This is a genomic window from Microvirga sp. M2 (genome assembly GCF_047497095.1).
Classification (GTDB): Bacteria; Pseudomonadota; Alphaproteobacteria; order Rhizobiales; family Beijerinckiaceae; genus Microvirga.
The window spans coordinates 213,900-236,496 of the sequence record NZ_CP134065.1 but is presented as its reverse complement, the minus strand read 5'-3'; the positions used below and the strand labels follow the sequence as shown (position 1 = coordinate 236,496).

24 protein-coding genes are annotated in these 22,597 nt (G+C 62.2%); 12 read left to right on the top strand and 12 right to left on the bottom strand.

Annotated elements, in window-relative coordinates; genetic code table 11:
- Positions 1–103: 103 nt before the first annotated feature.
- Together RE429_RS29750 and RE429_RS29745 are read right to left on the bottom strand one after the other, a co-directional pair.
- On the bottom strand, positions 104–1,510 hold the full coding sequence (locus tag RE429_RS29750) for an ISNCY family transposase (protein WP_414476416.1): 1,407 nt from the start codon (positions 1,508–1,510) through the stop codon (positions 104–106).
- A 129-nt stretch (positions 1,511–1,639) separates the two neighbouring features.
- Positions 1,640–2,680, bottom strand: a complete 1,041-nt coding sequence (locus RE429_RS29745; RefSeq protein WP_414470981.1) for an IS30 family transposase — start codon at positions 2,678–2,680, stop codon at positions 1,640–1,642.
- Positions 2,681–3,122: 442 nt separating this feature from the next.
- Between RE429_RS29745 and RE429_RS29740 the strand changes: the two genes are divergently transcribed.
- Positions 3,123–3,788 carry an AAA family ATPase gene (locus tag RE429_RS29740; protein ID WP_414476415.1) on the top strand — a complete coding sequence of 222 codons (666 nt, stop codon included), beginning with the start codon at positions 3,123–3,125 and terminating at the stop codon, positions 3,786–3,788.
- A gap of 41 nt (positions 3,789–3,829) precedes the next feature.
- On the opposite strand, the gene RE429_RS29735 is transcribed toward RE429_RS29740, so the two are convergent.
- From RE429_RS29735 to RE429_RS29725, 3 genes are all read right to left on the bottom strand, one after another.
- Positions 3,830–4,084, bottom strand: coding sequence for a WGR domain-containing protein (locus RE429_RS29735; protein WP_414476414.1), 255 nt, complete (start codon positions 4,082–4,084; stop codon positions 3,830–3,832).
- Between the two features lie 17 nt (positions 4,085–4,101).
- Positions 4,102–4,788 (bottom strand): hypothetical protein, encoded by a 687-nt coding sequence (locus tag RE429_RS29730; protein ID WP_414476412.1) that lies wholly within the window; start codon positions 4,786–4,788, stop codon positions 4,102–4,104.
- Positions 4,789–5,390: 602 nt separating this feature from the next.
- Positions 5,391–6,383, bottom strand: a complete 993-nt coding sequence (locus RE429_RS29725) for an ABC transporter substrate-binding protein (RefSeq protein WP_414476411.1) — start codon at positions 6,381–6,383, stop codon at positions 5,391–5,393.
- 124 nt (positions 6,384–6,507) lie between these two features.
- On the opposite strand from RE429_RS29725, the gene RE429_RS29720 reads away from it, so the two are divergent.
- From RE429_RS29720 to RE429_RS29675, 10 genes are all read left to right on the top strand, one after another.
- The gene (locus RE429_RS29720) at positions 6,508–7,176 is read left to right on the top strand and encodes a TetR/AcrR family transcriptional regulator (RefSeq protein ID WP_414476410.1); all 669 of its coding nucleotides are present in this window, start codon (positions 6,508–6,510) and stop codon (positions 7,174–7,176) included.
- Positions 7,177–7,264: 88 nt separating this feature from the next.
- Positions 7,265–8,080, top strand: a complete 816-nt coding sequence (locus tag RE429_RS29715; protein WP_414476408.1) for an ABC transporter permease — start codon at positions 7,265–7,267, stop codon at positions 8,078–8,080.
- Positions 8,077–9,120, top strand: a complete 1,044-nt coding sequence (locus tag RE429_RS29710; RefSeq protein WP_414476407.1) for an NAD-dependent epimerase/dehydratase family protein — start codon at positions 8,077–8,079, stop codon at positions 9,118–9,120. Before RE429_RS29715 ends, RE429_RS29710 begins: the two co-directional genes overlap by 4 nt.
- Before the next feature lie 46 nt (positions 9,121–9,166).
- Entirely contained in the window at positions 9,167–9,952 is a 786-nt protein-coding gene (locus RE429_RS29705; protein WP_414476406.1) for a GNAT family N-acetyltransferase, read from the top strand.
- Positions 9,953–9,981: 29 nt separating this feature from the next.
- Positions 9,982–11,043 (top strand): dihydrodipicolinate synthase family protein, encoded by a 1,062-nt coding sequence (locus RE429_RS29700; protein WP_414476404.1) that lies wholly within the window; start codon positions 9,982–9,984, stop codon positions 11,041–11,043.
- On the top strand, positions 11,040–11,846 hold the full coding sequence (locus tag RE429_RS29695) for an ABC transporter ATP-binding protein (protein ID WP_414476402.1): 807 nt from the start codon (positions 11,040–11,042) through the stop codon (positions 11,844–11,846). Before RE429_RS29700 ends, RE429_RS29695 begins: the two co-directional genes overlap by 4 nt.
- A 238-nt stretch (positions 11,847–12,084) precedes the next feature.
- Positions 12,085–12,510: an IS66-like element accessory protein TnpA gene (tnpA, locus tag RE429_RS29690; RefSeq protein ID WP_414476486.1), complete on the top strand. Its 426-nt coding sequence runs from the start codon at positions 12,085–12,087 to the stop codon at positions 12,508–12,510.
- Positions 12,507–12,854, top strand: a complete 348-nt coding sequence (gene tnpB / locus RE429_RS29685; protein ID WP_414470660.1) for an IS66 family insertion sequence element accessory protein TnpB — start codon at positions 12,507–12,509, stop codon at positions 12,852–12,854. The genes tnpA and tnpB overlap by 4 nt, the downstream gene beginning before the upstream one ends.
- Before the next feature lie 45 nt (positions 12,855–12,899).
- A protein-coding gene (gene tnpC / locus RE429_RS29680; RefSeq protein ID WP_414476101.1) for an IS66 family transposase occupies positions 12,900–14,587 on the top strand; the annotation gives its coding sequence in 2 pieces (ribosomal slippage) (positions 12,900–13,799 and positions 13,802–14,587; 1,686 coding nt in all).
- A gap of 18 nt (positions 14,588–14,605) precedes the next feature.
- Positions 14,606–14,854 (top strand): hypothetical protein, encoded by a 249-nt coding sequence (locus tag RE429_RS29675; RefSeq protein ID WP_414476102.1) that lies wholly within the window; start codon positions 14,606–14,608, stop codon positions 14,852–14,854.
- Positions 14,855–15,198: 344 nt separating this feature from the next.
- Here RE429_RS29675 and RE429_RS29670 read toward each other — a convergent pair whose 3' ends face one another.
- The 6 genes from RE429_RS29670 to RE429_RS29645 all read right to left on the bottom strand — a co-directional run bounded on the left by RE429_RS29670 (position 15,199) and on the right by RE429_RS29645 (position 18,115).
- Positions 15,199–15,462 (bottom strand): excalibur calcium-binding domain-containing protein, encoded by a 264-nt coding sequence (locus RE429_RS29670; protein WP_414476400.1) that lies wholly within the window; start codon positions 15,460–15,462, stop codon positions 15,199–15,201.
- Between the two features lie 71 nt (positions 15,463–15,533).
- Positions 15,534–15,788, bottom strand: a complete 255-nt coding sequence (locus RE429_RS29665; RefSeq protein ID WP_414476398.1) for a hypothetical protein — start codon at positions 15,786–15,788, stop codon at positions 15,534–15,536.
- Positions 15,785–16,684, bottom strand: a complete 900-nt coding sequence (locus tag RE429_RS29660) for a DNA/RNA non-specific endonuclease (protein WP_414476396.1) — start codon at positions 16,682–16,684, stop codon at positions 15,785–15,787. The genes RE429_RS29665 and RE429_RS29660 overlap by 4 nt, the downstream gene beginning before the upstream one ends.
- 253 nt (positions 16,685–16,937) lie before the next feature.
- Positions 16,938–17,165 (bottom strand): hypothetical protein, encoded by a 228-nt coding sequence (locus RE429_RS29655; RefSeq protein ID WP_414476395.1) that lies wholly within the window; start codon positions 17,163–17,165, stop codon positions 16,938–16,940.
- Between the two features lie 49 nt (positions 17,166–17,214).
- A complete protein-coding gene (locus tag RE429_RS29650; protein WP_414476393.1) occupies positions 17,215–17,469 on the bottom strand; it encodes a WGR domain-containing protein in 255 nt (84 codons plus the stop codon).
- 13 nt (positions 17,470–17,482) lie between these two features.
- Complete coding sequence (locus tag RE429_RS29645; protein ID WP_414476392.1) at positions 17,483–18,115, bottom strand: hypothetical protein; 633 nt, start codon at positions 18,113–18,115, stop codon at positions 17,483–17,485.
- 250 nt (positions 18,116–18,365) lie between these two features.
- Here RE429_RS29645 and RE429_RS29640 point away from each other — a divergent pair, with 250 nt between their 5' ends.
- The gene (locus RE429_RS29640; RefSeq protein WP_414476391.1) at positions 18,366–20,669 is read left to right on the top strand and encodes a 2OG-Fe(II) oxygenase; all 2,304 of its coding nucleotides are present in this window, start codon (positions 18,366–18,368) and stop codon (positions 20,667–20,669) included.
- A gap of 881 nt (positions 20,670–21,550) precedes the next feature.
- Here the strand turns inward: RE429_RS29640 and minD are convergent.
- Entirely contained in the window at positions 21,551–22,414 is an 864-nt protein-coding gene (minD, locus tag RE429_RS29635; RefSeq protein WP_414476390.1) for a septum site-determining protein MinD, read from the bottom strand.
- Positions 22,415–22,597 lie beyond the last annotated feature (183 nt).

Genomic DNA, 22,597 nt, shown 5'->3' with positions numbered 1-22,597 from the left:
GGGGGTATGTCGATCACGTCGTTGACATGACCAAGTGACCTACAGGTGTTGCAACCAGATTGAAATGTCTCAGGTTTTGGCAAAGTAGAAATGTCCCAGGGCTCTACGGAGCCTCTGCCGGGGCTGCGGAGACTTCACCGATCGCAGCAGCCGCGGCAGAGGCAGTGGGATTGGCGTTCTTGGCCGCGATGTGCCGGTCGGTGAAGGACATCCGGCCGCGGCGCCCTTTCGGTCGGGCAACATAGCCGCCCGCTTCGCTGTTCGTCTTGGGGCGCACGGGCCTGAGCTCATCCTGGCGAGCTTTCACCCAGGCCAGAGCTTCCGAAAGCCGTTTGTTCTCGACAATCGCCGCCTGGGTGACCCGCTGGTGTTTATCGAACTGGCGATACGGCAGGGCGATGCCTTGCCGGCGCACCTCGAGCCTTCCGTCAGGGAATTCGAAAATCTCAACGTACTTGCCGGCCAATCCCGCACTCAGCGGCGTCTCGTCCAGAATAATCCGCTGGCGGTCATAGGAGAGCGCCAGTTGCTGCGTGACATAGCGCTGCTCACGCCAGGCCAGAATTGCATCGAGTTGGGCTGGGGCATGCTCCAGCGGACGATGCAGATCCTCCGATCGCGCGGGAGTGATGGCAAACCGCTCGTTGAAGCGCGCCACAAAGGCTGGAAGGTAGGCGTTCGCCGCATCGAGCGTCGAGATCCCCTCGAGCCGGAGCTCCTTCACCAACCGGTCCTGCAGCGTGCGGTTGACCCGTTCCACCCGCCCTTTGGCCTGGCTCGAGTTCGCGCACAGGATCTCGATCCCCAGCTCACTCAGCGCACGCCCGAACTGGGTCAGGCCTTGACCGCCCTGAGCCTGCGCCTTCGACACGCGAAAGATCGAGTGTTTGTCGGAATAGAAGGCGAGGGGCCGCCCGTGGCTGATCAGATAGCTCTTCAACGTCTCGAAATACGCCAAAGCGCTTTCGGATGGGACAAACCGCAGCGCCACCAAGCGGCTGGTGGCGTCATCGATGAAGACGATCAGCGTGCATCGCGGGCCACGATCCTCGAACCAGCGGTGCTCGCTGCCGTCGATCTGCACCAACTCGCCAAAATGATCGCGGCGCAAACGCGGCTGATGCAGCTGACGCCGCTGCTTGCGCGACAACCAGAGGCCTTCCTCGCGCATCCATGTGCGCAGCGTCTCCCGCGAGACCCTCAGGTCGTGGCGCTCCAGAAGCATCTGGCATGCGAAGGTCGGTCCAAAGTCGCGGTAATTCTCCGTGACGTAGGCGATGGCCAACTGCCGGACATGCGGCCCCAGCCGTCGATTGGACGGCCGTCCGCGGGCCCGGTGCCGCAGACCGGCCGCACCATGCTCGGCAAACTGGCGGGCGAGCCGATGCGCCTGGCGCCGGGTGCCGCCCATGAGACCGGCCGCCGCGGTCATCGTTAGGCGGCCTGCAAAAACCGATGCCAGCACCTCAGCGCGGCGAAGTTCTCGTTCGCTCATCTCCACCCAGCCCATGCCACACTCCCATGCACGTCCGTTCAGGGGAGTGTGACATTCCTAGTTTGCCACGGTGGGACATTTTAACTTTGCGCTGTGGAATCAAGCCGAAGTGCGACGGTTGAAGTGTCATGGGGCCACTGTCGGTCAGGGGCTGCCGGGGCGGGGCTGGTCAGGGTTGCACGGCCTCGGCAGCCCCGAATCCAATGAGGTCATCAGAACCTCTTTGGGCATGCGATAGCCCAAGCATTTGCGCGGGGTCGAATTGAGCCGATCGCAGATCTCAAGCAGAGCCTCCTCAGGCAAAGCGGCAATGTCCGTATCCCGTGACAGAAAGCGTCGAACCCGGCCATTGGTGTTCTCGACCGTGCCTTTCTGCCAGGGGGCCTGCGGCTTGCAGAAGTAGCTGTCCATCCCGAGCTTGCTCTTGAGCAGCGGGTAGCGGGCGAATTCAGTACCACGATCGAAGGTCACTGATTGCCGGGCCAAGGCGGGCAGGGCCTTCAGCTTGCCAATCACCCCTGCCACCACTCCCGTTGCATTCCGGTCCGGATTGCGGGTCAGGATCGTGTAGCGGCTCTGACGCTCGACCAGTGAGGTCAAGTTGGCCTTGCCGAAGTCCTGTCGGAACGCGATCAGGTCGCCCTCCCAATGCCCAAAGCTCGTGCGTGCGCCAATTTCAGGCGGACGCAGCTCGATGGTGTTCTCAAGCGGAATGGTGAGGCCTCGCGGCTTGCGGGCGTATCGGGTTCGGCGGCGGTGGCGGGCCATGGGCAGATGCCGGAACAGCCCAAGAGCCTTGCCATGCGGGCTGTAGACGAACGCATAGATCGTCTCGTGCGTGACGCTGCCCGGGCCTTCAGGCTCGATCTGCAACCGCCCGGCAATCTGCTCTGGAGACCAAGCGGCCTGCAGCCGCTCGACCACATAGGCGGCCAAAGCCGGCTGGCGGGCAAGCTTGCCCAGGCGAGCGCGCCGGCCGTGCGCCATCGCGTGGGCGGCGACATGAAAGTAGCCGCGGTACAGCGGCTCCTCATCCTGAAACCAATTCCGCCTGATCTCACGATAGAGCGTTGAAGGATGGCGGTTCAGACGTTGGGCAATGACCCGCATTGGGATCTTGGCGGAGCGCAGTCGAAACAGTTCGCGGCGCTCATCCAGGCTCAGGTGAGTGTAGGGTGGATTCATCCAAGGTCCTCGTGCGAAGCATTACTCTGTAACGCCTTTCGCACTTCAGATTAGAATCCACCCGGCTACATCCGTGATTCGCATAAGGAGGGTTTTGACAAGAAGTCTGCTGTCGCTCCGCAAGATGGCGGCACAAACCCTCTGGCATGAGATCGGTCCGGCGCGCATCAAAAGTTACGATGAGGATATCTCGGGAACGCGGCCCCTAAAATTGCCACGGTTGAACGGTCAAGGTCGGCTTGTGCGGTTTCAGCCTCCTTGAACCGGATATGTCCTGGCTGAGGATCCGCCCGATTTCCTCGGCCGGCGCTCTAACCGCCCTCAGCCGGAGGTCTGTCACGCCCCCCTCGGTGAGGGCGTGTTGCTGTCCGCCCAGCGATAAGGCTCCGTTAACCATACCCGCGCGACGATAGATGGCCTGATCAAGACTGGGGGAATTGGCATGAATGTCGTGGTGTTTGCGTCCCGCAAGGGAGGTTCCGGAAAAAGCACCCTTGCCGCGCATCTCGGGAGCTATATGGCCGAGAATGCTCGGCCGACACTCCTGATTGACGCGGACCCGCAGGGATCCTTGAGCCTTTGGCACCGGGTTCGGGGGTCGCGGGATCTTCCGCTCCACGGTGGCACCAAGCATCTCGCGGCTACCCTGGCGAAGGCGCGCCGCGCCGGGGCCGAATGGGTCCTGATTGACACGCCGCCGAACGCGGAAGCCCCAGTGGCCGAGGCGATCTGGCACGCCGATCTTGTCGTGATACCAATGCGTCCGGGGCTGTTCGATGTCGATGCCGTTCAGGCCACAATCCAGTTCTGCCGACAACTCAAGAAGCCCTATGCCGTGGTGATCAACGCTGCGCCGTCCAAGAATGGCTCGGAGGATCCGATGGTTGCAGACGCACGAGGGGCAATGCAGGCGCTCGACGTTCCGACGTGGGCGGGCCAGATCACCCACCGTCCTGAATTGTCGCTCTCCTTGGCCCATGGAGCGGGTATTAACGAGTTCAGCGTCGGGTCGGCTGGATCGGAGGAGATCGGCAGCCTTTGGCGGGCGCTCACGAGAAGCTTCGAGACTATCGAGGCGATGACGGGCAAACAGCCTCAATCGGCTTAACCGGCACGGCGAGCGATGATCTTAGACGTTATGGCGTTAGATCATAGGTCCGTGTAGCCCTTCTGCCGCTGGGTCTCAGCCAAGCCAGCAAGCGCTTGAGCGGCTGCGGCCTCATCCTGGTAGATGTCGACCTTCTCCTGGCCCTTGGAGCCGACTGCTCCCCAATTCCGCACCAGCCGGATCGTCCCGAACAGGTCGCGTTCAATCATCAGGCTGAAGAAGCGTGCCCTGCCCTGCTCCGGGTCGCGCCGATAGAGCACCAAGTGGTGCTTTATGGGCGAGCGGGCATCGAGCATCAGGCAGGTCTCGTCCCTTACTCGGATTTGCCCTTCTGGAGCGTCTTCTCCATCTCGCGCATCATGGCCTGCTCGATCTCGTCGAGGTTAACTTGGACAACTTCAGCACTGGTTTGTGCCTTGGCCCTGGTCACCGACACCTGCTTGGCCTTTGTGTCGATGGCCATCCGCGCCTGAACAGGGAAGCGGTCTTCCAGGGTATCGATCAGGCTGTTGAGCGCCGCATCGGACAGCGGGATCTCAGGAGTGTCATCAAGCCCTCGAAGCGCGATGGACTGGTGGGTGTAGCGCCGATCTTTCGTCACCTCCCGCCCGAACCATTCCAGCGGGCGAAAGGCGCTCGCCTCTACTTCAGATAGGAATTCTACAGTGACCAGGTGCAGGACACGAGGACGGACAATCTCGTCGACGAAGGCGTGCGCCTCGCCGATCGGCAGGGCCGTTCGGGTGTAGTCGACCTCGCGGGCGCAGACGTCGAGCAGCGCGTGAGCATGGCCCACTGGGATCTCGGTCTGGTCCTCAATCTCCCCGTCAGTGCCGAGCGTCTTGAGAATCAGCAGGCCTCTGTCCTCTTCGAGGCGAACCCAGGACGAGCGATCGCGCTGCTCGGGAAAGAAGCCTTCGACGTGGCGCAGCCCACCCCTTTCGCGCCGGATCAGACGGGCGAAGGATGGGGTGAGAAGGAAACGGCGGCGAACAATCATAAAACCCCACGCATGTAAGGGATTGCGGACGCTTGTCTTTCGTACATGGCAGAGGAAGGGGGAGACAACCTTGAACCCGCAATATGGTTTCTGCTCAGCCGCCGGCCTTTAGCCCAAGCCCTCCAGTTCTCGATGTTGGGCCGTTCGGATCAAGTAATCCCGATTCCAGTGAAACAGGTGCTCTGCTCAGTTTGTCGAGCTCTACATTCAACGCCTGATCACGCGGCGAGATATGGTCGATCGGCATTAGCCTGAGCCGACATATAAAGACGCCTTGGCCGAGATGCTGTCTTAAAACCTCGGCCAAGGCGTCGGTGGTCCAAGGGAGAGAAACCACACGATGAAGTTAGGCTTCCCGCCGATGACAGCAAGGTGCTCACATATGACAACGCCCTGACAGGGTTAGCCGTGCGGAGCTCACTGTCAGGGCGCTTTTATGACGCCGGTTGCAACATCACGCCGCTACTATGCGCAACGAACGCCGGAAGTGCAACCAAACGCTGTGTACAAGTACGAAGCCAGGCTCACGCTGATGTGACTGCGTCAGCCACGAAATCGGCTAATCGTCTGTCGTGTTCTGGCAAAGTGTATCGATCGAGTGCCTACTTTGCTGTCATCTTGATCGAAGTATCGAGAAACTCGTTGGTGTAAGCCGTGGAGGCTTCGAAGGGCTGCTCGAGGCCGAAATAGGTCTTCACCATCTCGAAGTCGTTCTTCACCCGCTGGTCGTCGAAGGCTCCGAGGGCGGTCGATGTCGTCGTCGGATCGCGCATCAGTTCCTTAATCCGATTCCACTGATCGCGCTGGTTGGCCTCATCGAGACCACTGACGCTGGCCATCAGGGCCTTGAGGCAAGGCGCGACGTCCTGCACGCAGGCCGCGAACGCCTTCTGGCTCACGTGGGTGAAGGCCTTCACCACGTCGCGCTTCTTCTCAAGATAGTCGGCGTTGACGATGATGGAATTGCCGTAAGGATTGATGCCGATGTCGCGCCAGGCGAGGAAGCTGAGATCGTCGCCGAACTCGCGCACCTTGAGATCGTGCTCGTTGTAGAAATCGCTCGTGATGTCGATGGCGCGGCTCTTGAGGGACGGCACCTTGGCCTGCGGGCTCACATTGACGAAGCTGACCGAGCCGGGGTCGATTCCGACCTGCTTGGCGAAGGCTGGCCACATGATGCGGGACGCGTCACCGGGCGGGTTGCCGATCTTCTTGCCGGGAAAATCCTTCGGACCGCCGATGCCGGTGCTCTTGAGCCAGTAGAAGCCTTGAGGGGAATTGGCATAGACGGCCATGACCGCCACGAGCTTGGCACCTTTGCCGCGGGCGAGGAGCGAGGTTGCGAGATCCGAGATGCCGATTTCGGAGGTTCCGGCACCGACCCGCTGGGCCGACACGCCGGATCCCTTTCCGGTTTCGATCGTCAGATCGATATTGGCCTCGTCGTACCATCCCTGCGCCTTCGCATAATAATACGGAGCATGGTCGGCGGTCGGGACCCAGTTGAGAACCAGGTTGACCTTCTCTTTTCCCAAGGCGCCGACCGGAGCCAGAAGCGCAGCGGCGGCAAGGGCGGCGGACGCAAGTTTGATCATGATTGTTGTCCCTCTAGGTCTCCGGCCCGTCCTGGTGCCGGAACTAGAAAAAGACTAGCCTTTCGAGCCAACCTAGATCAACTATCAATTAACTGGTTGGTTGATACTTGCGTAGAGGGCCCCGATGGCTGATCTTACCCCTTATTCCGAAGACAATACGGCACGTACCGGCAAGCGCGATCCTCAGGCCTCTCGTCAGGCCCTGCTCACCGCAGCCATTGCCGAGTTCGCCGCCAAGGGCCCCGCGGGAGCCCGTGTCGACGAGATCGCGCGCCGCGCCGGCGTCAACAAGCAGATGGTGTATCATTATTTCGGCAACAAGGATGATCTTTTCCGGGCCTCCCTCGAAGAGGTCTATGGCCGGATCCGTGCGCGTGAGCGCGCCCTGAATCTTTCCGATCTTCCCCCTGTGAGGGCCATGGAGAGCCTCGTCGGCTTCTCGTTCGATTATCTTGCGGAACATCCAGAATTCATCGCGCTCCTCAATGATGAGAACCGCTATGGCGCCATGCACCTGGATGGTCTCCGGGAGGTTCAGAGCATGCATCTGCCGCTCGTCGAGCTCATCCGGGACGCCCTGCAGCGGGGCGTTCGGGAAGGGGTGTTCCGGGACGATATCGACCCGATCAACCTCTACATTTCCATCGCCGGGCTGTCGTATTTCTTCTTCTCTAACAACCGGACACTGTCAGCGATCTTCGGCACGAATCTCGGCGATACGAAAGCCGTAGCAGTCCGCCGCCGCCACGTCATCGAGTTCGCCCTCGGAGCGCTTCGTCCGCTCCAACCATAGTCGCAGATTATCAACCAACCAGATAGTTGATTAGTGGCTTGGGGTGAGCTAGCCTTCCTTACCCTGACGGAAACGGGAGAAGCTTCTCATGACGAGCAGCGTCCAGACTGCCACGGCCCGGGTTGAGCCTGCTCCCAGCAAGTTCGCGTCCGCAACCGGCCGGAGGTGGCTCACCATCGCCGCCGTCCACATCGGGATCATCGTCCTCTGGCAGGCGATCGTCACTATCTTCCCGGTCCCCTCCTTCATCCTGCCTGCACCGACGGCGATCCTCGCCTCCCTGGCAAAGCCCAATTACAGCTGGGTCGAGAACACGCTGGTGACCGCAGCCGAGATATTCGGCGGCTACGCCCTGTCCGTGGTGCTCGGCGTCGTTCTCGCGCTCCTGTTCTCCTGGTCGCGGATCCTGACGCTGCTGGTATTCCCCCTGCTGGTGACGCTCAACATGATCCCGAAGGTGGCGCTTGGACCCCTCGTGATCGTCTGGTTCAGCTACGGCATCAGCACGAACATCCTGATTACGTTCACGCTCTGCTTCTTCCCGATCCTTCTCACGACGGTGCGCGGCCTGAACGAAGTGGAGCCGGACATTCTCGACCTTGTGCGCTCCCTCAAGGGCTCGCGCTGGCAGGCCTTCCGCTACATCCAGCTTCCGGGCTCCCTGCCCTACATCTTTTCCGGCATGAAGGTCGCGGCCATCCTGGCCGTTGCCGGCGCGGTCGTCGGCGAGTTCATCGCCTCCGAGCGCGGCCTCGGCTACCTGATGATCCAGGTCCAGGCCTCGCTCGACACGCCCGCCATGTTCATGGCCGTCGTTCTGCTCACGCTCCTCGGCATCGCGCTGTACCTCATCGTCATGGTGATGGAGCACCTGTGGGTTCCCAAAGACGCGAGGATGAAATGACTGCTTGGCTTGAAGACGGCTCCTGGCCCACGGGATTCGATACCCCTGAAGACGTGGATGCCTTCATGGCAGTACCGACGCGCGCGCTGGCAAGGGATCTGGCGGCCATCGACGGCGACATCATGATCCTGGGCGTCGGCGGCAAGATGGGCCCTACCCTTGCGCGCCTCGCCCGCAATGCGGCGCCCGACAAGCGGGTGATCGGCGTGGCCCGCTTCAGCGAACCGGGCTTGCGCGACAGCCTCGAAGCCCATGGCATCGAGACGATCTCCTGCGATCTCACGGATCGCGCCGCAGTCGAAAGCCTGCCGAAGACGCGCAACGTGATCTTCATGGCCGGGCGCAAGTTCGGCGCTCAGGGCAACCAGGCCCTCACCTGGGCCATGAACGTCCATGTGCCCGGGCTTGTAGCCGAAGCTTTCCGCGAGTCGCGAATCGTCGCGTTTTCGACCGCCTGCGTGTACCCGTTCGTCGGCATCGGCAGCCAGGGAGCGACGGAGGACAGCGTCCTGAACCCGCCGGGCGAGTATGCCTTCTCCTGCATCGGCCGCGAGCGGATCTTCGAGCACTTCTCCCAGATCTACAAAACACCTGGCCGGCTGTTCCGCCTGAGCTACGCCATCGATCTTCGCTATGGCGTCCTGTTCGACGTGGCCCAGAAGGTTCGCGACAACGAGCCGGTGGACGTCACCATGGGCCATGTCAACGTCATCTGGCAGGGTGATGCGAATGCCCAGGCCCTGCGGTGCCTGCGCCATGCGACGAACCCGACGAGCCCGATCAACGTGTCTGGTCCCGAAACCACGTCCATCCGCTGGCTCGCGAAGGCCTTCGGCGAGCGCCTCGGAAAGACGCCCCAGATCGTCGGCCAGGAAGCACCAACCGCCTGGCTCGTGAACACGGCGCAGGCCTCCGGGCTGTTCGGCTATCCCTCCGTTCCGCTCAATCGCATGATCGACTGGGTCGCCGAGTGGGTCGCCCGCGATCGTCCGAGCCTCGGCAAGCCAACGCATTTCGAGACCCGCGATGGCGCCTATTGAGGACCTCCGCCTACAACCGATTGATGAAGGCCTGATCGAGGGCTGCATGGCCCTGTCAGGGGAAGCCGGCTGGAACCAGCTTCCGGATGATTGGTCCTTCTTCATCGGGCACGGCAAGGTCTTCGCCCTGCTGGGCGACGGCGGGCAGCCCGTCGCCACGGGGGCGACCCTTCCTTATCCGGGCGGGTTCGCGTGGATCGGCATGGTCCTGGTCGCCGCCTCGCACCGGCGGCAGGGGCTCGGCACACGCATCCTCCGGGCCTGCATGCAGGAGGTGCGGAGCAAAGGCCTTGTGCCGGTTCTGGACGCGACGCCTGCCGGGGAAACCGTCTATCGCCCCCTGGGCTTCGAGTCTCACTTCGGCCTGTCGCGCTGGCAGGGACAAGGCGGCAACACGGGCAGGATGCGTCCGGGAACAAGGCCGCTGCGCGAAAGCGACGTGGCGGCTCTCGTCGCATCCGATGCCATGGCCTTCGGAGCCGAGCGCCCTGCCCTGCTGACTTCTCTGCTTCGGAGAGCGCCACGGCTCGCTCTCGCGACGGACGACGGATTAGGCTGCGTGCTGGCCCGGCCCGGAAGGCTGGCGACGCAGCTGGGGCCCGTCATCGCCCGGTCCGAGATGAAGGCCGGAGAACTTCTCGAGGCCGCGCTCGATCTGGTCGATGGCCCTGTCTTCATCGACGTGATTGACACTCACCCGGAGCTCGCGCGTGTGTTGAAGGACAGAGGTTTTTCGATCCAACGGCCATTCCTGCGCATGGCGCAGAACCGTTCGACACCGTTCGGTGATCCCCGCCGGCTCTTTGCAGCCGTCGGACCCGAATTCGGCTAATCATTCCGCCTGCTGAGAGGACGACCCGCATGGCCCTGCACCACTCCCAACTTCCACCGGCGATTCTCAGCATGATCCGCAGGGGCGTCGCCATCCCGGCGCATCCCCTGGCTCTTGACGCCGAGCGTCGGTTCGACCGTCAACGGCAGCGGGCGCTGACCCGCTACTACGTCGATTCAGGTGTCGGAGGCCTTGCGGTGGGCGTGCACACGACCCAGTTCGCCATCCGCGAGATTGGCCTCTATGAGCCGATTCTCGCCGCCGCCATGGAAGACAGCAAGGCATGGGCGGACCGCCCGCTCGTGATGGTAGCCGGCATCTGCGGCAAGACCGAGCAGGCCGTCACAGAGGCGCAGACCGCCGTTCGTCTCGGCTACCACGCAGGATTGCTGAGCCTCTCCGCCCTCAAGGGGGCGAGCACCGACGAGATCATCGCCCATTGCCGCTGCGTCGCCGAGGAAATTCCCCTCGTCGGCTTCTACCTGCAGCCTGCCGTCGGCGGCATGTCGTTGGATGCAGCGTTCTGGGAACAGTTCGCCGCGATCGAGAACGTCATTGCGATCAAGGTAGCACCCTTCAACCGCTATCGGACCTTGGACGTGGTGCGAGGTGTGGTGGCGGCGCGTGCCGAGGAGCGTGTGACGTTGTACACGGGAAACGACGATCACATCGTGCTCGATCTCGTGACGCCGTTCACCGCCATTCGCGACGGAATGCCCGTCACGGTCCGCTTCAAGGGCGGCCTTCTCGGCCATTGGTCCGTCTGGACGCGCAACGCCGTCCGGATGCTGGATCAGCTTCAAAAGGCCGTCGAAGCGGGCCCCCTCTCACCGGAGATCCTCGCGCTCGATGCCCGAGTGACCGATTGCAACTCGGCCTTCTTCGACGTCGCTCATGACTTTCATGGTTGCATCGCCGGCTGCCATGAGATCCTGCGCCGCCAGGGCCTGCTCGAAGGCATCTGGTGCATCGATCCGCACGAGGGTCTGAGCCCCGGACAATTGGAGGAAATCGACCGGGTGAGCCGCGACCATGCCGACCTGTCGGACGATTCCTTCGTTGCTGAGAACCTGCACAGGTGGCTTGCATGATGAGCGCTCTTGCACCGGACCCGACGCAGATCGGGAACGAAGCCGATCCGATGATCCGCCTGCGCAACGTGCGCAAAGTCTACCGCACAGGAGGGCACGAATTCGTCGCTGTGTCCGATGTGACGATGGACATCGCGGAAGGAGACATGGTTTCCCTTGTCGGCCCAAGCGGATGCGGCAAGAGCACCCTCCTCAGGATTCTCGCCGGGCTTCACGATGCCGACGACGGCGAGGTAAGGATCGGGACGAGCGCCTCTACCTTCACGCCGGGACGCGACGTGGGCATGGTCTTCCAGCAGGCGCTCCTGCTGAAATGGAGAACCATTCTGGAGAACGTGATCCTGCCTGCGGAAATTCTCGGCCTTCCCAACCGGGAAGCGAAGGAACGCGCTCGTGACCTGCTCAATATGGTCGGGCTGCAGGGCTTCGAAAACAAGTATCCGTATGAGCTGTCGGGGGGCATGCAGCAGCGCGCATCCATCGCGCGAGCTCTGGTGCACGATCCCAAACTCATATTGATGGATGAACCTTTCGGGGCGCTCGATGCCCTCACCCGCGAGAAGATGAACCTTGAGATGCTGCGGATATGGCAGAAAAGCTCGAAGACGATCATCTTCGTGACGCACTCCATTCAGGAGGCTGTATTCCTCGGCTCACGCTGTGCGGTTTTAACGGCTGGGCCGGCTCGCATGGCGGATTATTTCGACATTGTGCTGCCATTGCCACGCACGCTCGAAGTCAAAACAACGGAGCAGTTCGGCACCTATACTAAGCGTATTTATCACCTTCTCGGAATGGACTGACCATTTCGAAAACAACATTTCTTTTGATTGCTTTGGGCTCACACCCTTGCAGTATTCAATCGGCGGCAACCAAAAGGTTGGGGCTACGTCCAAGGCGATCGAAGAAAGTGAGCACAGGATTGTACAACAAACCTGTGCTCACTTATAGGGTACGCATCCGGGCAGGGCCGCCTTGTGGGATTGAGGCACATGGAAGACCACTGGCTCTATCGACGTCGATATGGACGGTGTTGTAGCCATGGACATTATCAGGGATCGTGGGCCGGTCAGCCGCCTGGATGTGGTCGACACTGGCCGTCGTCGCCGGTTCAGCGATGAAGCAAAGCTTGCGATTGTGGCCGAGAGCTATCGCGGGCCAAAGCAGGTCTCGGCCACGGCGCGCCGGCACGGGATCACCCGCTTTCAATTGAACAGCTGGCGCAAGGCTCACAGAGAAGGACGGCTTGGCGCTGGTTCCTGGGAGGGGTTTGTGCCCGCCCTGGTCGTTCCGGACGCTCGCACGCCCTTGGAGCCTTCCGTGCCGACGACGCCGGTCCAGCATCCCCCACGCGGCCTCGGTCGGATGGACGTTGTCACCGCGAACGGGCGGCATGTGATCGTCGACCGGGATGTCGACGTCGATGCGCTGCTGCGGATCATCCGGGGCCTCGAGGCGCTGCGATGATCCCCATCCCAACCGGCGTTCGGGTCTGGCTGGCGACGGGCTATACCGATATGAGACGGGGCTTTCCATCGTTGGCCCTGCAGGTGCAGGAAGTCTTAAAACATGACCCGCTCAGTGGTCATTTATTTTGCTTCCGGGGCCGCAGAGGCGATCTGATCAAAGTGATTTGGCACGATTCCCAGGGGGCATGCCTGTTTACGAAGCGCCTCGAGCGCGGCCGGTTCATCTGGCCGTCAGCCGCCGATGGCGTGGTGACAATCTCGCCGGCGCAGCTGTCTTATTTGCTGTCCGGAATCGACTGGCGTGCCCCTCAGGAAACCTGGCGTCCGACACGGGTCGGGTAGCATTATTTGATTGAAAAGACAGGGAAATTCTGATCGAATGGTGTCATGCCTTCAAAGCCTGACGATCGTCCAGAAGACCTTGCAAGCGCCTATCTGGCGCTGCTGTCCGAGCGTGAGGTGTTGCAGGCTGAACGGGATGTCGTTGTCGCCGAGAGGGACAGGGCTGTGGCGCAAGCCGCCAAGGCCCAAGCCCTGTTGTCCGACAGCGAGGCCCTGATCGCCCGTCTGGAACTGGCGATCGAAAAGCTGAAGCGCGAACTGCGCGGCCAGCGCTCCGAGCGCGCGGCGCGGCTGATCGACCAGCTGGAATTGCAACTCGAAGAACTGGTGATGGCCGCGACCGAGGATGAGGTTGCGGCACAGGCCGCCGCCAGGAACTCAAACGGGCGCTCTTTTGTGCGCAGGCGGCCAGTCCGAAAGCCCTGGCCGGAGGATATCGAGCGCGAACGCGTGGTGCTTGATCCCCCGGCGACCTGTGCCTGCTGCGGTGGCTCGCGCCTGGCGAAACTGGGCGAGGACATCACCGAGACGCTGGAGGAGATCCCGCGTCGGTTCAAGGTGATCGAGACGGTGCGGGAAAAGTTCAGCTGCCGGGACTGTGAGGCGATCAGCCAGCCGCCGGCGCCGTTCCATGCCACGCCGCGCGGCTTCATCGGCCCTCATCTGCTGGCGACGATCCTCTTCGACAAGTTTGGCATGCACAGTCCGCTCAATCGCCAGAGCGCCCGGTTTACATGCGAAGGCATCGCGTTGTCGACCTCGACACTGGCCGATCAGGTTGGGTTTGGAACCTCCGCTCTCAGGCCGGTCTTCGATCTGATCGAGAAGCATGTCTTTGCGGCCAAGCGCCTTCACGGCGACGATACGACCATCCCTATCCGAGCCAAAAGCAAGTGCACGACCGGACGGATCTGGACTTACGTGCGGGACGACCAGCCGTTTGGTGGGGGCCTGCGCCGCCAGCCGCGGTCTACTACGCCTCAGGTGACCGCCGCGGCGAACATCCGCAGAAACACCTGGCCGGGTATGGCGGCATTCTGCAGAGTGACTGTTACAATGGCTTCGAGCCGATCAGTGTTGCCGAACAGAAAACAGTGCCGATTACCTTTGCCTTCTGCCACGCGCATGCGCGACGGAAATTCTTTGAACTGGCCGATATCGAGAAAAGGGCTCGGGATCGCAAAAGAAACGGCAAGCCGATCTCCCCGATCGCGTTGGAGGCCGTCAAGCGGTTCGACGCGCTGTTTGACGTCGAGCGTCAGATCAACGGCTTGAGCGCCGCGGAACGACTGGCGGTGCGGCAGGAGAAAAGCAAGCCGCTGTTTGATGACATGCACGAGTGGCTGAAGCGGGAGCGTGCCACGCTCACCCGATCGTCCGAGGTGATCGGCGCCATCGACTACATGCTGAAGCGCTGGGATGGCTTTGCCCGCTTCCTGGAGGATGGCCGGGCTTGTCTGACGAACAATGTCGCCGAACGGGCCTTGAGAGGGATCGCCGTAGGGCGCCGCAACTGGACCTTCGCCGGTTCCCAGCGCGGGGCGGATCGTGCCGCCGTCATGCTCACCCTCATCACGACCTGTCGTCTCAACGATGTCGATCCAAAAGCCTGGCTCGCCGACGTGCTGGCCCGGATCGCCGATCTTCCTGTCGCCCGCCTGCACGAATTGCTTCCCTGGGAATGGAAAAGTCGACGGCTGGCCGAGAACCCGGCTTCTCAGTTGGCCGCGTGACAGAAAAGGGACCGACGAGTGGGATATCGCAACTCAACGCTGTACACGCTGAAATACGTGGCTGACATGCTCGGTGAAGACGAGGACTTCCTGCACGAGTGCTCCATCGAGATGTTCCCGGAAGACGGCCGCCTCAGTGCCTACGACACCTACCCAGCCTCCGAATTGACAGAGCACATTGTCCTCTTCACCGAGGATGGCATCGAGAACCTCAAGTACATCATCGAGGCTCGCAGGACCGTCGCATCACAAAAAGCCGCCCCTTAAACCTGCACCAACGTTAGCCACGATCCCATCGACGCGCGAGGCCTGATCCTGCGGTCTTCCTCGGATGCGTACCTTATAGGAGACGTCTGATAAAGTCCTCTTCTCACATTGCGTCCGATCAGTTCAGCCAGCGCCCTGCAAACAGTGCCGTTTTGACTTTGCGCCTACAAGTCCTGTGGCTGATAACAAACATTATGGAACTAGCTGTAGGATCTTTCGTCATGTCAACGACGTCATCCACGTACCACTCTACGGTGTGTGCCCCTCATCGTTGACACCGTTAGCCTCAGCTTGTCCACGACGGGCTGGAGTGCGCTCTGGCCGAAGTAGGACGCTGCCGAGGATCAGCAGCCGACCCGCTGCTTGATCGCATCAACCTGAGACTTGGAGCGGCAGACATTCTCACACGGGATCCCGTCACCGTCGCCGTCTGCTCGGCTGTAGCCGCCGCACCAGAGCTCGACCGCCTCTTCACAGGTACTCACCGACTTGCAGGTCCCACCCCGGGCCATCAGCCATTCCTTGGCCCGCTGGCTGCTCGCCTCTGCCGATAAACCGATCCCGCTGGCGACCACGGCCGCGAGTACAACCACTGCGAACGTCCGCATGATCTTGCCCCCGATTACCCGGACCTTCCTTACCCCCGAGCTTCAGGAGCATGTTCGGTCGGAAATTATGCCTAGGCAAATGGATTCTTGACCTGCTGCGTCGCCTCGTCCGGCTGGACCTTGTCTGGCAGGTCTTTGTCTTGGGACAATGCCTTCACGACGGCATCCGCCAGCCCCTTCAACGCACGGGCTTTCTGAAGCCCCTCTTTGTCCCTGGTGAGATCTAAGGAGCCGTAGATTGAGACTTTGTCTGTACCGTTCTCCACGGTCAGATCATTGATCCTGAGCGAGGCGCTGTCGTCTGCAAAGGGCTGAAACTTCGTCATGGGCGGCGTCCGAAATTATCAATGGCATCGAGGATCTCACCGAGGAAATCACCATTTTGGGTTCCCGGGCTTGGTGTCGGCTGCTCTTGGCTGGAAGGTGATCTGGGAGCTGGGCCGGCACTGCGCCGAGAGCGGCGCAGCTGCGGTGCGGGCAGCTCCATGGCGGTCTGCTTCACGGATGCCGCCATTTGCGGAAAAACGTCGATGCCCGTCAGCTGCTGCAAGTCGGCAAGCGAGATGATCCTATAGTCATCTCCGGCCTGGTTCGGCACCAGATAGGCCGCCCCGGCATTCTGCTGCGGGTCATAGACGGCTTTGGCCAGATGCGTGGGAACCAGAACGCGCCCCTTGAGGCTCTGGACGTTCTCCCCCTGGAAGATCGGCCCTGTCACCACATAGATCTCGTGCCGCTCGGAGTACTGCCGGACAGCCCGTTCGATGCGTTCCCAGAGATTGCGGTTATTGTCCCGGTCCTGCGGCACCATATTGGCCAGGGAGAACGACTCCGCCATGCCCTGCGGCGTGGCCATGTCTCCGGAGGGGGCCATGTGGCCGCGATCGTAGCCGCTGCGGGCATAGTCGGAGAGGTCAGCCCGCTCGCTGGTCGGCAGGTTGGAATCCGGATGGAAGTTGTTGACCCGGTTCAACTCCCGAGCGCCGGCGACGCGCTCAGGGGTGAGATGCTCGGCCACCCAGAGTGGGGTCCGCGTCAGGCCAGAGTGCAGTAGCGCGAATTCGGCATAGCAGATCTGCCGGGTCTTGGGCGCGAGCTTCGGGTTGAGCAGCTGCGGCGCGACCCCGCTGAAGAAGTGCTGAGGGCAGCTTTGCGCGTTCGCCTGGGGAGCCCAAGAACAAGTGGCAAGGATGAGGCCGATGGCGAAAGCGACCGGTCTCATGGACGATCTGACAGCCCAGCAAAACGGGACAGGATGAGCCATGGTCCATTCCAGATCAGGGCCAGTCGGCGCCTGAGCACCACTGCAACTTGTCGGCGCCCCGGGGGCCTCTCACCGACCGAACGCTCGTCCTGTCGCAAACCGTATTTTCGAAAGTCCGATGCGCTGAACATCGCCTGCTCCCGACGCTTCCAACGAGGCCTAAGAGGATTGTTCTGACGTTGGCCCATCGTACCCCCTACGTGGCCCATATTCATAGGCTCGGAAGCGGCGGGTTCAATGCGAGGAGCGCATCCCTTCCGGGCGCTTTGCTGACGAGGACAACACGCCCAAACGAGAGTGCGAGCGCGCCGAGGCTCTGGTCAAGCGATCCGGTCTTCCTGGAAAACTCCGGCAGGCCTGTTCGCAAGCCGGCATCGGCATTGCTCACCTGCGGGCCGAGCACGACGGCGTCGTGCGAGCCGTGGTTTCGCACGATCATGTGCCTTCCGATTTGCCATACGTTTCGAACAAGAGCCAACGATGCGCGCTCACAGGTCCGTATAGCCCCTGTACCGCTGGGCTGTCGCCCACGCCTCCAGCGCCTGAGCGGCTTCGGTCTCATCGGGGAAGATCTCGACCTGTTCCTGGCCTTTCGCGCCCACGAAACCCCAGTGGCGCACCAGGCGGATCGTGCCGAACAGATCGCGCTCGATCATCAGGCTGAAGAACCGCGCCCTGCCCTGCTCCGACGCACGCCGATAGAGCACCAGGTGGTGCCGGATGGGTGAGCGGGCATCGGGCATCTCCCAGCGGCCCTTACGCAGGTGTGCCCTTCGGGCGTATCCTCGCCATGTCGCGCAGCATGGCTTCCTCAATCTCGTCGAGATTGACTCCGACGGCGTCCCCGCGGGTCTGCGCCGGGGCGGGGACGCGAGTGTCCAGAGCATCGATCAGGCGGTTGAGTGCGGCATCGGACAGCGGGATCTCCGGAACCTTATCGAGCCCTCGCAGGGCGATGGACCGATGGGTATAGCGCGGATCTCCTGTCACCTCAGGGCCGAACCACTCAGGTGGACCAAACCCCCTCGCCTCCGCCTCGGTGGCAAACGCCACGGTGACGAGGTGCAGGACACCGGGCCGGGGGATCTCATCGACCAGGACATGCCTGTCCCCGAGCGGCAGGATAGTCCGGGTGTAGTCGACCGCGCCGGCGCAGGCCGCGAGCAGCGCCTGGGCCTGGGCCCCTGGGATTTCGGTCTCGTCCTCGACCTCGCCGTCAGGGCTGGCCGTGGTGAGGACTAGCAGGCCCCTGTCCTCCTCGAGGCGCACCCAGGCGGACCGCTCCGGCTGTTGAGGGAAGAAGCCCTCGACGTGGCGTGGCCCGCCCCTCTCGCGCCGGATCAGGCGGGCGAAGGACGGGGCAAGGAGAAAGCGACGACGAACGGTCATGAACCCCCAGGAGTGGCAGGGATTGCGGGCACCTGTCTGTCGTACAGGGCGGAGGATGAGCAAGGCAAGTCAGAACGCCAGAATAGGTTTCCACTTAAGCGCTGGCCTCAAGCCCAAGACGGTCCGGTCTCGCCGATCTGCCGCTGCATCAGACATTTCGACAAGGAGTCCGCGGCCGTTGCCTTGGTGGTTGAGCACAGCACGCTGTATGCTCAGCCTCATGGCGCCGCGTGCAAAAGGGACTGCATCAATGGCCTCCCTCACGAGCGAACTGGCTGCAGTGCTAGCCACAGTTCGTCGCCCCGGCGATTTCTTCGCCTCCGGCACGATTGGGTTCCTTGCGCCGCAGTTGGAGGTGGAAGGCATCGGTCCAATCGCGCTGCCGCTTCTCCCGATCCAAGCCAAGCAGCTCATCGCAGCAGCCGAGCGGGCGCCCTACGGACGGGGAGAGCAGACCCGGGTCGACACCGCGGTTCGTCGAACCTGGCAGATCGGCCCGGATCAGGTTCGGATCCAGGGCCGGGGCTGGGCGCGGACGCTGGGGACGATTCTGGCCCGCGTGTGTGACGGCCTTGGGGTCGCCGAGCCTGTGCAGGCCGAGCTCTACAAGCTGCTGATCTACGATGAAGGCAGCTTCTTCGCGAGCCACCGTGATACCGAGAAGGCACCTGGGATGTTCGCCACGCTGGTGGTGGTGCTGCCCTCGACCTCGACCGGCGGTGAACTCCTGGTCCGCCATAAGGACCGTGAGGTTCGGCTCGACCTCCGCTCCCCTGATCCATCGGAGGTGGCGTTTGCCGCCTTCTATGCCGATTGCGTGCACGAGGTCCTGCCCGTCACGTCGGGGGTTCGGCTGGTTCTGATCTACAACCTGCTGCGTTCTGGGCCGGGGCGGCCGCCCGAGCCTCCCAGCTATGTCGGCCAACGGGCCCGGATTGCGGCACTCCTGCAGGCCTGGGGCGCTGATCTGAGCCGTTCAACCACTGACGCGCCAGACAAGCTCATCTTTCCACTCGAGCATGCCTATACGTCCGCTGAGCTCGGGTTCGAGGCACTGAAAGGCGCCGATGCGGCCGCGGCGGCGGTTCTCATGGCCGCGGCTCAGATGGCCGATTGCGATCTCCACCTGGCGCTGATCTCGGTCCAGGAGAGCGGCAGTGCCGAGTACACAGGTTACGGCTCCTCGTACCGCCGCTGGTCGGAGCCGGACGAAGACGAATTCGAGGAGATTGAGGTCCTCGACCGCTCCATTGCTCTATCGACATGGCGGCGGCCCGATGGACAGCCCTCGGCGCTGGGCGAAATTCCCGTCGGAGAGGATGAACTCTGCCCGCCTGATGCGCTCGACGACCTGGAGCCTGACGAGGAGCACTTTCATGAGGCGACTGGCAACGAGGGTGCCTCCTTCGAGCGAACCTACCACCGGGCGGCTCTCGTGCTCTGGCCGCGCCAGCGCCTCTTCGCCGTTTTGTGTCAGGCCGGCGTGGCGGTCACCCTCCCCTATCTGGCCGACCTGACCGAGCGCTGGTCGAGCGGCGGTGAGGATCACATGTCACCCCTGTGGCGTGAGGCACATGAACTCGCCGGCCATATGATCTCCTCGTGGGACGGGCAGGAGAGATACCCATCGCGGGAGAAGGCTCCCACCGACGCCACCCGGATGCTGAGCCTCTTGATCCAACTCAGGGATAAGACCCGCCTTGAGGCATTTCTGGCGACCCTCGCGATCGGCGACGGCTTCTACGCCGCGGGCGACAATGATGCCATCGTGCAGGCACTCGGTCTCCTGCCGCCCCGGCGAGCCGCAGCCCTGACCCGGCAGATCATCGCTGGGAATGCGGCGACCTCCCTGACGGCCTGCGGAGATCTGCTCGCCCGGCTGGCGGCCTCAGGGGGGCATGGCCGCGAGGGTGACCTCAGAGGGGCCGCGACGGCTTTGGTCGAAGCCTTGCCAGGTGATCCGCAGCACGCATCGGCTGAGAGGCCGTGGTGGCAGGATCGGAGCGTGACCCCCCGTCTCGTCATTGATCTTCTAGAGGCTCTCGGCCGGATTGATGCGCGACTGGCCGAGCACACAGCAGATTACATGCTGACGTGGCCCCAGACCTATAGCTTGGACACCGTTCTTGTCCCAGCCATGCGGGACCTGGCCCGGTCGAGGATTGTCCAAGAGTCGGCGGTCCAGCGGCTGCGTGATGCCTGTCTTGCACACCTGCGCGCCCGGATTGCCGAGCCATTGGCGCCGCCGCGGGACTGGAGCCGGGCCAGTGTGCTCCCCTGTCAATGCCGCCACTGTGCGGAGTTGAGCCGCTTCCTTGCCGATCCTGAGCGCAAGGCATGGGCCTTCAAAGCCGTCGAAGCAGATCGCTATCATGTTGAGCAAACGATCGAGCGGGCTCACTGTGATGTGGACTTTACCACTGATCGTCGCGGTCGGCCCTACACGCTGGTGTGCACCAAGAACCAGGCGAGCTCTGAGCGCCGGGCAATGCAGCGCAGGAAGGATTTGGAGGATGTGATCCACCTGAGGGGCGGAGACATCTCGCAAAATTAGCCGAAGAGATCTTCATACAAGAAGGTTGATTGGACCGCTCACTATGTAAGCAGATTTTGAGGCATCACCAGTGATGATCTCACGCTCAGCTGTGTGCAAACTCTGATGGTTGTTAGAAGGAGAGAATACCTACTCCTCGTTTGATGCAAATTTGCGAAACGTCTGAAACAAAGATTATGGAACCTGACTCCGAGCGGCCGAGGACGGGAACGTCTTGTGTTGTAAGGCTTCTTACCAAGCTGCGGCGGGAAGGCGCCGTTTCCAGCGCTCCTGGCGCGGCAGTTGAGCCGCGGCGGCCTGACGCCTGGAGAACCTACGCTGATCCGCCCATCGCGGTCGATTCATGGGTGGAGCTTCATCCCCTAGCGTCTCCGATGGTGTCTCTGACTCGGCTACCGTCATCAGTTCGACGATCTTCGAGGTCTTCTTCCGGGGCTTTCGTGGCTTTGTCTTTGTGCTCTCAGGCTCGTGAACTGAATCCTCAGGAACAGGTGATATTGCAGAACTCTCGCGCCAGATAGGCTCGACGACTTCAGAGCTGCTCCACACCGGCTCAAGGATGCTGGGCAGGATGCGTGGCGCAGCCGCTGGCTGAGCGATCGCTTGCGGCTCTTCTTTCTGGACGATCATTGGGGCTTGAGCCGGCGTCAGCGCGAACAGACGCCTTGGTGCGAGTTGGTGACGCTGTCCATGAACGCGGGACTTCTTGATCTCAACAGAAAAAGGTTTTGGTTTTCGCTTCATCACAGATGCTGATTATGAGCTTGAATAACGATGACCTAAGGGCTTGCTTGCCCGAGTTCAAGTTCGAGGACGCACGCTGTTGTTCATCCAAACTCTTAGAGAGTTCAGTCCAGAAGCAATTCTGCATCGGCGTCCGTCTACGCAGCGCGCCGGGTGAACAGCCTATGCCACAGGCCGGGCTTGTCCTTTCGTGTGATGATCTCGACCGCCCCACCCTTCAGCCGGCGCGCTGCGTCACGATAGGCCTGAGCCGGTGCGCCGCCGGGGTGGCCCAAGGTCACCGGCGCTCCAACATTCGACGAGCGCAGCACGTCCCCGCTCTCCGGAATGATGCCGAGCAGCGGAAGGGATAGGATCTCCAACACGGTCTCCACCGTCATGATCTCCCCACGCCGGGCCTGAACAGGATCGTAACGGGTGAGGAGCAACTGCTTCTCGATGCGCTGTCCGGTCTCGGCGCGTGCGGTCTTCGCATCGAGCATGCCGATGATGCGATCCGCATCGCGGATCGACGATACCTCCGGGTTCACGACGACCACGGCCACATCGGCATGCCGCATGGCCAGGGTCGCGCCTTTCTCGATCCCGGCCGGGCTGTCGCAGATAACCCAGTCGAACAGCGCCCGCAGCTCGGCCATGATGCGGGCGACGCCGTCTTCGGTCAGGCTGTCCTTGTCGCGGCTCTGCGAGGCCGGAAGCAGATAGAGATTCTCGAGGCGCTTGTCGCGGATGAGAGCCTGCGCGAGCTTGGCCTCGCCTTTGATGACGTTGATGAGATCGAAGACCACCCGGCGCTCGGCCCCCATGACGAGATCGAGATTGCGCAGCCCAACATCGAAGTCGACCAGAACAACCTTCTGGCCGTCCTGAGCCAGGGCCGCGCCCAAGGCTGCCGTCGAGGTGGTCTTGCCGACACCGCCCTTGCCGGAGGTCACGACCAGGACCCTGCCCTGCCTGGGCTTTGTCTTTGCCTTAGAATGCTTTGGCCTTGGCTTCTTCATCGCTGGCATCTTTCAGGAGAGACCGTGAGGAGGCACGGCACCCACGCAAGCACAGACGGATTCAAGTAGCGGCAAACCGGAACGGGGCCGGAACGAACTGGGGCGGCAACGGCCATGCCCCCGATCAGCGAACCTATTCGGCGCCCAGAACGGTTACCAGACCGTTAAGATGGCTAACCCATT